Genomic DNA, 12,971 nt, shown 5'->3' on the forward strand with positions numbered 1-12,971 from the left:
AGTCCCTATTCAGACAGTCACATCACCCGTTGCGGTGCCATCGCAGCGGGCCCGGGTGAACGCTCCACCAGATCCGCCGCCACCAGGACCGGCGCCCCCGCACCGCGTCGGCGTAGGCGACCACCTGCCGACCGGCCCGGTCGGCCCGGCCACTGTCGGCGGCACCGGGCGCGAACCCGACCGTGTTGATCCCGGCGACGACCTCGTCGAGCGGCGGCAACCGGGCATCGGGCGCTGTGATTCTTGTGGCCGCGTACTCCTCCGCCTCGGAAGCTGAAAGGTGCGGTGGGAGTGGGCGGCCCGCCAAGCGCAACGTGTCGCTCAGCTCCTGCCAGGCGCCGGTGATCCGGTCGTCGGGCGTGCCGGCCGCGAGCCGGCGGCGGCGCAGGCCGCGCCGCATCGTGATGGTCGCCGCCGCGGCCGCGAGGAGCACCAGCAGCACCGATCCGGACGCTCCGCCGGCGACAACCACCGCGCCCGGACCACGGCCATCGCCGGCCGCGAGCACCGCAGGCGGCGCGGACGCCTCGGCCGACGGGCTGACGGTCGGCGCCTCGGACGGCGGGGTCGGCGGCTTGGTGGGCTTCGGGGTGAAGTCCTCCTCGACCGGGCGCGGATTCTTGGACTTGGGCATCGGATCGAACGGCACCCAGCCCAGCCCGTCGAACAACACCTCCGGCCAGGCGATCGCGTCGGCCCCGGTCACCGCGCCACCCGCGGCCGGCGCGTCGAACCCCACCACCACCCGCGACGGCAGCCCGGTCAGCCGGGCCAGCAGCGCGAACGACGCCGCGAACTGCTCCGACGTGCCGACCTGCCCACCCTGATCACGCGGACCAAAAAGGAAAAAGGCCAGGTTCGGGTACGCGTGACCGCTCGGCGCGTCGGCCACCTTGCGATAGTGCTCGGCGATGAACCCCTCGATGCTCGCGGCCCGGTCGTAGGCGGCGCCGTTGCCGTCGGACAGCTCCTCGGCGAGCCGGGTGATCTGCTCGGGCACGCCGTCGCCGACCGCCAGGTAGCGGGCGACCGCGTCACCGGAGGGCACGTCGGCGGCCGGCAGCAGGTTGTAGTCCGGGGTCTGCACCCGGGATTCGACGGTGTACTTGGTGCCGGCGGTGAGCTGCTCGGACCGGATCAGCGTGCCGGTCCCGGCGTCGTAGGCGACCCGGGCCCCGGTGATCCGGCTGGGCGCCGGCACCGCCGGCAGCAGCCGCCCGGTGAGCCCGTCCACGGTGATCTCCTGACGCACGTCGGTGACGGTGGCGTCCGGGATGGCCGGTTGCGCCGGAAGAACCCGCCCCGCGTTGCGGTAGGTGGCCCCCACCCGCCAGGTGATCCCGTCGTAGTCAGGCAGCACCGCCAGCCGAAGCCGGATCGTCTTGGCTTTCCGCACCGGCGCCGCGCCGCTTTGGGACGCCGCGCCGCTTTGGGACGCCGCGCCGCTTTGGGACGCCGCGCCGCTTTGGGACGCCGCGCTCGGGTTTGAGCCCGTCGCATCGCTGCCCGAGGTCGCGCCGGTCGCGCCGCTGCCCGGGGTCGCCCCCGGCGCGCCGCTGCCCGGAGCTGCGTCCGTCGCGCCGCCTCCGTTGATCGGGCTTACCTCGAGGAGCCTCTGTTTGGGGCTCAGGGCCCAACCCGAGATGCGATTGAGCGGGCTCTCGTCGAGGGTGTCCACCTGCGGCGGTTCGACGTATTGCCGGGGGTCGACCGGCGTGGCCGCCACCCGGTCGCCCACCCAGGGCCCGACCGCCACGGCCAGCACCAGCACCGCCGCCAGCCCGGCCGCGGCTCCGGCCAGCGCGCGCCCGCGCACCTTGACCCGGGTAGCCGCCGGCACGCCCGCCAGCTCGTCGCTCTTCGGCCGCGCGGTAGCGGCGAGCGCCACCACCGCGAGCCCCGCAAACGCCAGCGTCGTCCACCCGGCCACCGACGCGTTGGGCCCGACCACGTAGAGCGCACCCGCGTACAAGCCCGCCACCGGGACCATCCCGAGCAGCACCCGTCCGGCCCGCACGGCGATCTCGCCGCCGGCCAGCCCTGCCAGCCAGGCGGCGATGACCGGCACCACGATGGTGTCCGGCGTCGGTTCCACCGGAATCATCGCGGTCAGCAGCCGCGGAATCCCGTTGACCAGCGAATCCCGCGCGGTCTGAGCGAGGGGCGCGCTGATCTCCGCGCGTCCCGCACTGATCCAGAGGACCAGCAGGGTGTACGCCCCCAGCAGCACCGCCGACAGCGGTGCCACCACCCAGTTGGGCAGCCGCCTCGCCGCCAGACTGAGCCCGACGGAACCGACCGCCGCCCCACCGACCAGCTCCGCCAGCAGAGAGTCGGCAAAGATCCCGCCCAGCACGACCCCGGCCAGCGCGATCATCCCAGCGAGCGCGCCGCCCACCACTAACGACCGAATCCACTTCATCATGCGAGCGCCCGCCCAGCATCGGGGCGAGCCCCTAACCCGTCCCCCAACCGCCCGCCTCCGGTCACCATCCGCGGACGCCGTCCCAGGCGGCGGCGAATTCCTCGCCGTTCTCGGCTTCGATGACTATCAGGCCGTCGCTTGCTGAGACCGGGGCCGCGTCGCGGTCGCCGAACAGGCCCGCCATCACCACCGGGTAGGGGCCGCGCAACGCGCTCACCGCGCCCAGGTCGGGACGGCCGCCCGGGCCGGTGAGGAACACCAGGGTGTCGCCGAGGCGGCCGGCCCGCATCCGGCGCAGGGTGGCGTCCAGGTCGCCGGGGCGCAGCGCGGCCTCGGTGAGCACGTCCAGGTAGGGGCCGCTCGGCACGGCCGTGACCAGGTGCAGGCTGACCGGCAGGTCCTCGCGGACGGCCGCCGCCACGATCGACGCGGCCGCCTCGCAGGCCGCCTCGAACGACTCGGCGATCCCGTCGCGGCCCCGCGGGTGGGCGGCGGCCCGGTCGTCGAGCAGCACCACGATGGTCGGTTCCGAGGTGTCCAGCTGCTCCCGCACCATCAGTTCGCCGACCTTGGCCGAGCTGCGCCAGTGCACCCGCCGCAGTTCGTCCCCCACCACGTATTCGCGCAGCGAGTCGAAGGTGATCGTCCCGTGCGGCACCTTGTCGATCCGCCCGTCGAGACTGCGCGCCATCCCGGCCGGCACCGCTCGCAGCAGGTGAATGCGCGGATGCACCCACACCGAAGCCACCCCGCCGTACGTACGGGCCAGCGTGATCAGCCCGAGCGGATCCCCCCGGGTGACCCGCAGCGGCCCGATCGGCACCACTCCGCGCCGGCTGGTCGGCACCGGATAGTCGACGGTGGTGTCCTTCCCCGGCCGCAGGCGCAGCAGCGGAACGGGCACGGCTTCCCCGCCGCAGCGGTCACTCGCGACCAGGTTGGCCGCCCGAAGCCGGCTGGTGTTGCGCACGGTGAGCGTCATCCGCGCCGGTTCCCCGCGCGCGACCCGATCCGGGTCGGCGATCCGCTCGACGCCGAGCCGCGGCCGCCAGAGCGCGAACGCCACCCCGCACCCGACCGCGACGAGCGCGACCGCCCCGAGCAGCGCGAGATCCGGGTACCCAAGCCGGAACCCGGCAGCCAGCAGCAGGACGCCACCGATCGCCAGCCCGATCCCGCGAGCGGTCACCCCACCGTTCCCACGCCCCCGCCCGGCGAGCCGACGAACGCCACGCAGCGCGGCGCCGCTCAGCCCGGCACCGCGGCGGCCGTCCGGGGCGGGCCTGGTGGGACCGTCGCCGGCCGGCGGAGCGCTGCCGGCCGGCGACGGCGTCTGGGCGACCGCCCCCGCGCTTTCCCCCGCGCGATACGTCTGTGCAGTTCCCGCCGCGCGCGACGACGTAACGTCGTTCGCCTCGCGCGACGCCCCGGCCACGCCCTCTCCCCCGGTCACGCCCCGGCCGTGACGCGGTTGTCGGGGAGTGGGACCGGGACCGAGCGGATCGCGTCGTCGAGCACCTCGGCCGCGGTCACGCCACGCAGTTGTGCGTCGGCCGACAGCAGCACGCGGTGCGCGAAGACCGGGCCGATCAGCTCCTTCATGTCTTCGGGCAGGACGTAACCCCGCGCGTTGATCAGCGCGAAGGCGCAGGCGGCGCGGGTCAGCGCGATCACGCCCCGGGGGCTGACCCCGACCCGTACCTGCGGATGGTTTCGGGTCGCGGCGGCGAGCCGGACGGCGTACGCGTAGAGGGGGTCGGCGATGTGCACGCGCATGGCCATCTTCACCATCTCGCCGACGGTGGCCGTGTCGGTGATCGGGTCGAGGGCGTCGGGCGAACGCAGCGCCGCCCCGCGCAGCACCTCGATCTCGACCTCCTCGCTGGGGTACCCGACGGAGAGTTTCACCAGGAAGCGGTCGAGCTGGGCTTCCGGCAGCCGGTAGGTGCCGTCCATCTCGACCGGGTTCTGGGTGGCCACGACCAGGAACGGCTGCGGCACCGGGTGCGGCACGCCGTCCACCGTGACCCGCCGTTCCTCCATGACCTCGAGCAGCGCCGACTGGGTCTTCGGCGAGGCCCGGTTGATCTCGTCGGCGATGACGATGTTGGCGAAGACCGGGCCGGGGTGGAACTCGAAGCCGCGGCTGGCCTGGTTGAAGATCGTCACGCCGGACACGTCGGAGGGCAGCAGGTCGGGGGTGAACTGGATGCGCCGCCACACCCCCTGCACGGAGGCGGCGAGGGCGCGGGCCAGGGTCGTCTTGCCCACGCCGGGCACGTCCTCGAGGAGGACGTGCCCCTGCGCGAACAGGGCGGTGAGCGCGAGGCGCACCACTTCGGGCTTGCCCAGCACGACCGTCCCGATCCGGTCGGCGAGTTGTTCGGCGACCTGGGCGAAACCTTGGATGTGCTGCGGTGGCAGTGGTTCGTTGTACACGAGTCTCGTTACCTCAGCAGGCCGGTAGGTCGGCCAGGTCGTCCCCGCCCTCGAGGTTGAGCCACGCCCACGGGATGTAGTTCTTGCCGCTGTAGTTGACCTGGATCCACCAGGTGCTCTTCTTGTCGCTGTTGTAGATGTAGGCGTAGACCTCTTCGCCGGACTTCTTGCAGTACGCCTGCAGGCGGGTGCCCGGTTTCGCCCAGCCGGTCTGCTTGTCGTTGTCCTGCTGGGTGACGCTGAAGATCTCGTTGCCGTTCCGGCCCGTCACGTCCTTGTCGCAGTACGTCGCGGTGTCGCCGTTCTCGCCGTTGTTGCAGGTGGCGATGCCGTACCGGTAGTCGGTCGTGCTCTTGTTGGTGGCGGTGACCGAGCCGGCCGCGTTCTTGGCGGTGATCGTGAACGTGTAGGCCGTGCCGGCGGTCAGCTTCGCCACCGACAGGCTGGTGCAACTGCCGGACGCCGAGCCGCCGCCGTCCGAGGAGGCAACCGAGCAGGCGGCCTTGCCGCCGCCCTGGTCGACCGTGAACGAGATCTTCGCGGTGTCGATGCCCGGGTCCACTCCGGTGATCGTCACCTTGGGTGCGGAGACGGTCTTGGCGGTGGCGGTGCCCGGCTCGCTCTCGCCGGCCTCGTTGACCGCCCGCACCTCGACCGCGACGGTCTCGCCGGCCCCGAACCCGGTCAGCGTCACCGCCGTGCCGCCGGTGACGTCGGTGGTCTTGCCACCGGCCGTCACCACATATTTGCTGATGGGCCGTCCGTTGTCGGCCGGTGCCTGCCAGGCGACCGTGACCGCGCCGGCCGTCTCGGTCACCGTTGCCGCCTCGACGCCGTCGGGCTTGGCCGGGCTGGTGAACGGCGTGACGCTGCCGCTGACCGGCGACGCCGCCGACCCGGCACCACGCTCGTTGATCGCGACGACGGTGAACGCGTACTGCTTGCCGTACTCCAGTTGGCCGGCCGGGATCGTCAGGGACGTCTCGGTGGCGTCGCCGATCGGCGCGCTGCCGCCCTCGGAGATCGCGGTGACCGTGTAGCGCTTGATCTCCAGGCCCTGCCCGTTGGCGGCCGGCCAGGTGACCACCACGGTGCCGTCCGGTTTCGCCTCGGCGGTGGCCGCGGTCGGTGCGTCCGGGACTTCGGAGGTCGGCTTGACGGCGTTACTCGTCCGCGTCGGGCCGTCGCCCTTCTTGTTCACCGCGTGCACCGCGAACTGGTAGGTCTCGCCGTTGGTCAGCTCGGTGACGGTCAGCGACCGCTGGTCGGCGCCGACCTGGAACACCTTGCCGGCGCCCTCCACGACATATCGCGTGATGGGGGCGTTGTTGTCCTCGGCCGCCTGCCAGGTGACCCGGGCCTCGGCGTTGCCGGCCGCGGCCCGCACGTTGCGCGGCGCACCCGGCTTGGCCTGCACGGGCTTCTTCGGTTTCGGCGGCGGAGGCGGCGGGTCGTCGGATTTGACCGGCGGCGGGTCACCACCGAGCACGTCGTCGGCGTACTTGTCGACGGTGCGCACCGCGTGGTTGTTGTCGACGACCCGGGCGGTGGACGAGCCCGGTGCGTTGATGAACAGGTAGCCCTCGCGCACGTCCAGTTCGAGCGAGCCGCCCGGTTTCTGGAACGTGATGTCCTTCTGTGCCTTGCCGATGGAGTCGAAGACGTGCACCTTGCCGGTCTCCGAGTCGGCCACGTAGAAGAAGCCCTCCCACGCCACCGCCGGCTGCAGTTCGTCACCGCTGCCCGGAACCGTGAAGTCGGCCCGGACACCCTGCTCACCGACCACATAGACGTGCCGGGAGTCGGTGACGGTGACCGGCACGGACTTCCCGTCGGTGCGCGGAGCCAGCGACCCGGGGCCAGGCAGCGGAAGCGTCTGCTTCACCGGCGCGGCCTGGGCACGCACGGTCGACAGGGCGTTGGTGGTGCGGTCCAGCACGGCGACACCGTCGTCCAGCGTGGACAGGGTCAGGTCATGACTCGCGGCGGCAACGGCCTCCGTCCGTACAATCGAAGGACCCGCCGCGGAATCACCCCCGGGCGAGTCGGACGGGAGCGCCGCAGGCGCGATCGCCGTCACCGTGCCCTCGCTGGGCGCCGCGATCCACAGCTTGCCCGTGCCGTCGTAGACGCCGCCGGTGATGCCCGGCGGGAACCGCAGGGGTTGCCCGATCGGCCCGAGCGACCGCGGGTCGAGCTGCTGCACCTGACCCTGCACGGTGTCCACCACGAACGCGGAGTCCTCGGAGAGCGCCACCCGCACGCCGAAGCCCGGACTGGACGACGAGTTCCAGAATTCCTGCAGAGTGGTCAGATCCATCGAGCCGATCGCGCCGGTGTTCACATCCCGGAACAGCACGAACCGGTCGGTCTGACTGATCTCGAGCGCGTGCCCGCGGGCGTTGGGCACATCGACGCGGGTGTCCACCTTGGCGGTCACCCCGTTGATGCGCGCGACCTCGCCCTTGGAGCGAGACCACACCCAGGAAGCCGCGTCGAAGCTGGCCACGGCCTGATCGGCCGAGCCGAGCCCGAGCACGGTAAGCCCGAGACCAGCAGCGAGACTTAGGACGGTCCCCATCGTGACGAGGTATCCGCGACTGCGCCACCGGCGTCGCTGCGCGGTCACCCGCACACCCTCCGTACTGGCGCTATCTGCGCTGGTCACTAACCCAATCCTCCCCCTTTGAAGGACCCCCTCCGCAAGGACGAAGGCCACTATAGGGGGCCGTGGATGCGCGGGGATACCCGGCAGTCACGGTTGTGGATAACTCTGATTGCCGAGCGTGATCATCACCGGTTGGTACAAGCCTGCTGCGAAGTCGCGAACTGGTTGTTCCGGTAGACCGCGACCACCGCGAAGCAGTAGTTCAGCGTCGGGTTCAGCGAACTGATCTCATAGGACGTCTGCCCAGGTCCGAGCGTGGTGACCGGCTTGAGCTGCTCCCCCGGATGCCCCATCGCCACCAGGAACGAAACGGACCCCTGGGTCGGGTCCTTCCAGCTGACCACGATGCGCGCGCCACTGTCCTTGAGCACCACTGCGGTGGGTGGCGATCCCCCGAGAGTTGGCACATCCGGGTTGTCACCGTCGTCACTCGACCGATTGGCAAGAACAAAAACCAGCGCGGCCACCGCAATGACCGCCGCCAGAACCGCGGCAATAGCCGCAAAGATCCCCAAACCCCGCTTTTGGTACGACGGTGGAGCGCTCGCCGGATCCAGGATGTACGCCGGGGTTGGTCCGTTGTGTCCCCACCCTGGTCCGGGCGAGTCGGGGTAGATAATCGCCGGCTGAAGGTCGTAGCGTTGCTGAGGCACCGGGGCCGGCGGATCGCTCCGGGGCGTAATGGTCGAGTGGAGGGCGGTCGCCTCCTCTACCGGGTGGAGCGGCTGAAGGTCACGGCCGGTCCAGACCTGCCGGTTCTCCCCGTCGGAGGGCTGAAGGGTGCCGGCGTTCGCGGCGTTTGCGCCCGTGCCTGCGCCGCGGTTTGCGTCGGGGTCGCTGCCAGCTCTGGTTTCGCCGCCCGCACCCGTGTCGCCGGTCGCGTCCCGGTCGTCGGCCGGGTGGGGCCGGCGGGGTGCGGGGACGTTCGGGTTGATCGCCGGGAAGGTGGTGGTCGGGTCGTTCGCGGCCTGGAACGGGGGTGGTTCGGGGTTTTCGGGGTTGAGGTGCAGGGCGGTGGTCGGCTCCTCGGTGGGCGCCGGCTCCGGGTTGCTGGAGCTGAACCGGGGCTGCCACGGGGCGACATGGGGATCCACCGGCAGGGACGGTGCCGGTTGCGTTTGTTCGGCGTCGAGACCGCGTACATCTGCTTGCGGATCTTGACCGAGATAAGCCCGCGCCCGCGCGACCGCCCAATGCCCCCCACCCAGCGTGGCGGGTCCCAGCTCAGCCACCCGGGCGAAGGCCTTGCGCGCCTCATGGCGATTGCCGAGCTCCTCGGCGACCACCCCGATGTCGTGCGAGATCTCCAGCATCAGCGCATCGGAGTCACCGAGCCGCCAGAGCCCCGCCGCATAGGCCTCCTCGAGGACCCGCCGAGCGGCGGTCGGGTCATCAGCCTGCTGCAGGACCGCGCCAAGCTGATAGGCGGTGCGAAGAACGTCCGGATCGTCCTCGGAGAGATTGGCCTTCCCCAACTCGACCGCCCGCTCGAGCACAGCCCGCGCACCCGCAAGATCCCCTGAGTCGGCAAGGGCTTGCGCACGCTGCCGAGCGGGCAGGAGCGGAGAGGGCTGAGACACGCCCGCCATGCTGCCCGGTACGTCCCTTGGGCGCCAGACCGGGGGCGAATGGGCGGTTGTATGCCCCGGAATGTCGCACCCCCACCCTCCCTGCGACCCCCGGTGAGGGCCGTGTACAGTTCTCTCCTGTGCGGCCCGCCGGGCCGGCGATACCCGGTGGAAAACCGGGTGTTTCCGCCGGTAGGGTTGCAGTGCAGGTCCGGGTGGCGGAATGGCAGACGCGCTAGCTTGAGGTGCTAGTGCCCTTTATCGGGCGTGGGGGTTCAAGTCCCCCTCCGGACACAGTTAAACCGTTTCAAAGTGTCTTAGCGACGGCATGAACCCCTAAGACGGGCGAGAAATCGCCCGAAGGAGTGGGCATGCCCCGTTTCTCACCGGCCGGTCAGCCGACCCCAAAAAAGGCCGTCGATCACGGACAGTTGCAACGCGGCGTTGTACCCGAGTCGCAACCGTTGCCAGCGATCCGCGGCCTCGCAGTCAAGCGGATGGTCGTCGATGGCGGCGCTCTGAGCGAGCCGCTGCCGTGGCCTCCGGGCACCCTGATCACGATCACGGTGACCGGCAACCTGCAGGCGGCTGACGATGCCTAGGCGCAGAGTCCCGACCGTCCGTGAACGCGTCGAGCCGACATTACGAGGGCTCGCCCCGACCACCGAGCAGTTGTACCGGCATCCGCTCGAACTGCTCGCCTCACGTTGGGGCGACACCCCGCTGGACCTGCTCTCCTACGACGATCTGGTCGAGTACCGCCAGTGGGCGATGACTACGGCAGTCCGCCGGCGCACCTCGGTCAACGGGGCCAGCGCAGGCGAGCACGCGGTGTCTGCGGTCCGCCGCATGTTCGACATCGCGATCAAGAACGGCTTGATCACCAGGAACACGGCGAAGGAGTTGGAGAAGCCGCCCAGGCAGGAGAGCAAGCGGCGGCCGATCGACGAGTTGCACGTCGAGGAGATGTACCAGGTCGTCACTGATGACGAGACCGGCATCCTCCGCTTCTACCAGGAGACCGGGTGTCGGCGTGAGGGCCTGCTTAACATGACGCCGCAGAAGGTCAAGCGGGCAACCCAGGTGGTGATCCTCGATGAGAAGGGGTCGAAGATCAGAGAGCAGCCCATCAGCAGCATGATGCTGGACTGGCTACTGTCCGACAACTGCATCCTCTACACGTGGACTCGCCGCAAGAACGACGGCCTGTTCAACCGAATCAAGCGGGACCTGGACTGGGCCAACGAGTTAGGTGTCTCGGCACACTGGCTGCGGCATACGACCCTGTCGAAGGTCGAGCGGGTCACGAAGTCGATGGGCCTGACGGCGGCGTTTGCCGGCCACAAACTGAGCGGCATCGGGGCCACTGCCACGTACGCCGGCAGGTACAACCTCAAGGACGTGTGCTGGGCGTTCACCGTGACGTTCGGGCTGCCGCATCCGCTGGTTCCGGACGGTTTCGTGCCGATCGGCATCGACTGGAGCGAACCGGGCCAGTACGGAGGCCGGTAACAGGTACGACGGCAGGCAGAACCTGCCGATGACTATCGAGGTAGGCGGCTGGCCGGCACCCCTCTCCCCGGGGCGTCGGCCAGGCTGTTTCTCGGCTTGTTGTCGTACCCGCGAGCAATGATCCGGTCAGCCATCTTCCTGCCGATCTTGAGGAGCACGCGTTGGCTCGCACCATCATCCAGATCGACCTCCCGGACGAGGTCTTCGCGACCGTCCGTGCCGCCGCCCGCCGTCGCGACGTAAGTCCGGAGACGCTCGCCGGTTACTGGCTCGAACAGCATGTCAACCGGGAGCAGCGTGGCGCACAGGCTGCTCCCGGGGACGATCCGGAGACCGGGTTACCAGGTCACGGAGACTATTGCTGGTGTAGCCGGTGCACCCGGCCGGTCCAGGAGCCGCCCAAGGACACTGACGAAACGGCCCGGGTGGCGCGAGACCTCATCATGCTGGCGACGCAGATGCTTCAGCGGGCGAAGATGATGCTGGACGGGTTAGAGACCGAGGGGACGCCGAGGCCACCGAAGGTCGGGCTGACGCACCCGGACGACCTGACCGAGGCTGCGGACCGGGTTACGGATCAGCCGCCGCAGGCAGACGCGGACGAGGCGACCGAGCGGATCGCCGGGCTCGTCAAGCCCGACGGTGAGATCGACACGACTTCGGAGACCTGATCCATCGAACGCTTGTGCGATACGCCTCCTTCGTGGTTCCGTCCATGATCACGAAGGAGGGCGTGACCATGGTGAGGTGGATAGGGGCTCCGGGTGGCGGATTCACGGTGCCGCCCCCGGCGAGTTTGGACGACCTGCATGGTGGGTCAGCCGTGGGTAAGCGCCAGCTCGAACAGCCTGTCGTTGACCCGGCGGCACCGTGGCGCGTCTACGACCTGGCAAGCCGGGTGGACCGACGCGACTACTGCCTCGCCGTGATCCGGCACGCTCGACAGCCCGCGGATCTGGCCGATTACCTTTCAGCCGAAATCCTCGAACTCGCTGCGGACGATTTCATGCCGCTCCTGCCCGGACCGATCGCGGAGCGGTGGCGCGACGCTCACCCGCATCTGGGCTAACTGTTCATCGACACGCCTGATCTGCCAGGTTGTATTACTTTTTGTCCATACGAAGTGCTCCCATGATCGTCATGAGACTTCGGGGACCGGCGATCGGCCAGTGGCATGCAGGCAAGGGTCGCAGTACCAGGTCGGTAGCGGTAAGAACTGGCGGCCCAAGCCAACATTCGAGTGGCCGGCAGCCGAGTGGCTCTACCTGGCTGCCAAGGTCACGGGTGTCACAACGTCGGGCCTGACCAGGCTGATGGAGTGGGTAGTCGATGAGACCAGCACCCTGCGGCCGGAGTTCCGGGCTGTACTCGGCGCTCCGTGCGTGCCCGCAGGGCTGTGGTGCCCGAGCAGCGGTAGGTCAGGGCCAGTGTGCGTCGAACGCTCGGAGGGCGGCGGCGTCCGCGGAGTCGAGGCTCGCGTGCCACCTGGCCGCGGCAGCAATGTGGCTTGCTTCGGCCTCCGGCCAGGCCCGGTCGGCCTCTCGTTCCATCTGGTCATGAATAAGGACCGCCGTACTCGCCCAGGCACCGCACGGCACGCCGGCACGCCGGGCTCCCTCGATCAGCGTCTCGACGGCGAGCGGCGTAAGGCCAAGAGTGCGGGCTGCGGCGCGGATCGCGGCGAGATCGGCCGTCGGCGCGGTCGCCGCATTACCGTCGGCCGCCGCGGCGTCGGCGACGTGTTGATCCATGGAAAGGAGCCTAGATCGCACTCCTCCATGGGTCGCGTTGAATTTCCGATCTTGGGCATGGATCGGGCATCATGGTCATGGCACTCCTGACGCCGCAACGGGGGATGGAGCCGCCGAAGCCGAGCGGTACGCAACGTCCCGCCGGCGACCGACCGGGTGCGGAGTTAGCACTCGGATCACCCTGTATGCCGAATGGGCGCAACGCCCCGGTAGAGGGTGAGGTGACGAGCAACGGCCCGCCTTTTGGGGCGGCCCCGTCCGCGGACCGCCCAACTTTGTTGGGGCATACCTTGCTCGTCACCAACGAAGTTGCCAGTGGCTTGATGTGACCCTGAGTCTGGGCACGATCATCGCTGCTATTCCGTCCCTGCAACCGAAGGGGCCTCTATATGAAGCCCAGTACCGCCCGCTAGGACGCAAGAGTGGGAGACGCCGGCGCGATCGCGACGGTTGCCTCCCTCACGGTCCTGACGCTCCTTGTTCTTCTCGCGTACCTCTGCGTACGGCGGATGGGGAAGGATCTGCGAGACGTCGAGATCGACTGGAAACCTTTTGCGGTCCGAATCAAGATCTCGTCCAAAGGAGGAGACCCCGACCCAGTCGAGGCT

The 12,971-nt window shown here is 69.8% G+C and carries 10 protein-coding genes and 1 tRNA gene; 5 read left to right on the forward strand and 6 right to left on the reverse strand.

The features are described from left to right. Nucleotides 1–22 precede the first annotated feature (22 nt). The 5 genes from Ate02nite_RS41915 to Ate02nite_RS41935 form a co-directional block, all read right to left on the reverse strand. On the reverse strand, nucleotides 23–2,425 hold the full coding sequence (locus tag Ate02nite_RS41915; protein WP_239148108.1) for a transglutaminase TgpA family protein: 2,403 nt from the start codon (nucleotides 2,423–2,425) through the stop codon (nucleotides 23–25). Between the two features lie 61 nt (nucleotides 2,426–2,486). Beyond that, the gene (locus Ate02nite_RS41920) at nucleotides 2,487–3,614 is read right to left on the reverse strand and encodes a DUF58 domain-containing protein (protein ID WP_203813574.1); all 1,128 of its coding nucleotides are present in this window, start codon (nucleotides 3,612–3,614) and stop codon (nucleotides 2,487–2,489) included. Nucleotides 3,615–3,874: 260 nt separating this feature from the next. Next, complete coding sequence (locus tag Ate02nite_RS41925; RefSeq protein WP_203813509.1) at nucleotides 3,875–4,864, reverse strand: AAA family ATPase; 990 nt, start codon at nucleotides 4,862–4,864, stop codon at nucleotides 3,875–3,877. 13 nt (nucleotides 4,865–4,877) lie between these two features. After that, a complete protein-coding gene (locus Ate02nite_RS41930; protein WP_203813576.1) occupies nucleotides 4,878–7,445 on the reverse strand; it encodes a fibronectin type III domain-containing protein in 2,568 nt (855 codons plus the stop codon). A gap of 212 nt (nucleotides 7,446–7,657) precedes the next feature. Then, a complete protein-coding gene (locus tag Ate02nite_RS41935) occupies nucleotides 7,658–9,121 on the reverse strand; it encodes a tetratricopeptide repeat protein (RefSeq protein WP_275422998.1) in 1,464 nt (487 codons plus the stop codon). Nucleotides 9,122–9,309: 188 nt separating this feature from the next. On the opposite strand from Ate02nite_RS41935, the gene Ate02nite_RS41940 reads away from it, so the two are divergent. The 5 genes from Ate02nite_RS41940 (at nucleotide 9,310) to Ate02nite_RS41960 (ending at nucleotide 11,681) form a co-directional block, all read left to right on the forward strand. After that, nucleotides 9,310–9,394, forward strand: a tRNA-Leu gene (locus tag Ate02nite_RS41940). 77 nt (nucleotides 9,395–9,471) lie between these two features. Beyond that, nucleotides 9,472–9,702: a hypothetical protein gene (locus tag Ate02nite_RS41945; RefSeq protein ID WP_203813511.1), complete on the forward strand. Its 231-nt coding sequence runs from the start codon at nucleotides 9,472–9,474 to the stop codon at nucleotides 9,700–9,702. Next, nucleotides 9,695–10,612: a tyrosine-type recombinase/integrase gene (locus tag Ate02nite_RS41950; protein ID WP_203813512.1), complete on the forward strand. Its 918-nt coding sequence runs from the start codon at nucleotides 9,695–9,697 to the stop codon at nucleotides 10,610–10,612. Before Ate02nite_RS41945 ends, Ate02nite_RS41950 begins: the two co-directional genes overlap by 8 nt. A gap of 161 nt (nucleotides 10,613–10,773) precedes the next feature. Further along, nucleotides 10,774–11,283 carry a hypothetical protein gene (locus Ate02nite_RS41955; protein ID WP_203813513.1) on the forward strand — a complete coding sequence of 170 codons (510 nt, stop codon included), beginning with the start codon at nucleotides 10,774–10,776 and terminating at the stop codon, nucleotides 11,281–11,283. 44 nt (nucleotides 11,284–11,327) lie between these two features. Then, nucleotides 11,328–11,681, forward strand: coding sequence for a hypothetical protein (locus tag Ate02nite_RS41960; RefSeq protein ID WP_203813514.1), 354 nt, complete (start codon nucleotides 11,328–11,330; stop codon nucleotides 11,679–11,681). A 349-nt stretch (nucleotides 11,682–12,030) separates the two neighbouring features. On the opposite strand, the gene Ate02nite_RS41965 is transcribed toward Ate02nite_RS41960, so the two are convergent. Next, a complete protein-coding gene (locus tag Ate02nite_RS41965) occupies nucleotides 12,031–12,363 on the reverse strand; it encodes a hypothetical protein (protein WP_203813515.1) in 333 nt (110 codons plus the stop codon). Nucleotides 12,364–12,971: the final 608 nt, after the last annotated feature.

Source organism: Paractinoplanes tereljensis (assembly GCF_016862435.1).
Classification (GTDB): Bacteria; Actinomycetota; Actinomycetes; order Mycobacteriales; family Micromonosporaceae; genus Actinoplanes; species Actinoplanes tereljensis.

Bases quoted from the DNA above. Each gene is read 5' to 3' on its own strand.
- Ate02nite_RS41965 (WP_203813515.1), bottom strand. From the start codon at position 12,363: ATGGATCAACACGTCGCCGACGCCGCGGCGGCCGACGGTAATGCGGCG.
- Ate02nite_RS41930 (WP_203813576.1), bottom strand. From the start codon at position 7,445: ATGGGGACCGTCCTAAGTCTCGCTGCTGGTCTCGGGCTTACCGTGCTC.
- Ate02nite_RS41915 (WP_239148108.1), bottom strand. From the start codon at position 2,425: ATGATGAAGTGGATTCGGTCGTTAGTGGTGGGCGGCGCGCTCGCTGGG.
- Ate02nite_RS41945 (WP_203813511.1), top strand. From the start codon at position 9,472: ATGCCCCGTTTCTCACCGGCCGGTCAGCCGACCCCAAAAAAGGCCGTC.
- Ate02nite_RS41935 (WP_275422998.1), bottom strand. From the start codon at position 9,121: ATGGCGGGCGTGTCTCAGCCCTCTCCGCTCCTGCCCGCTCGGCAGCGT.
- Ate02nite_RS41950 (WP_203813512.1), top strand. From the start codon at position 9,695: ATGCCTAGGCGCAGAGTCCCGACCGTCCGTGAACGCGTCGAGCCGACA.
- Ate02nite_RS41960 (WP_203813514.1), top strand. From the start codon at position 11,328: ATGATCACGAAGGAGGGCGTGACCATGGTGAGGTGGATAGGGGCTCCG.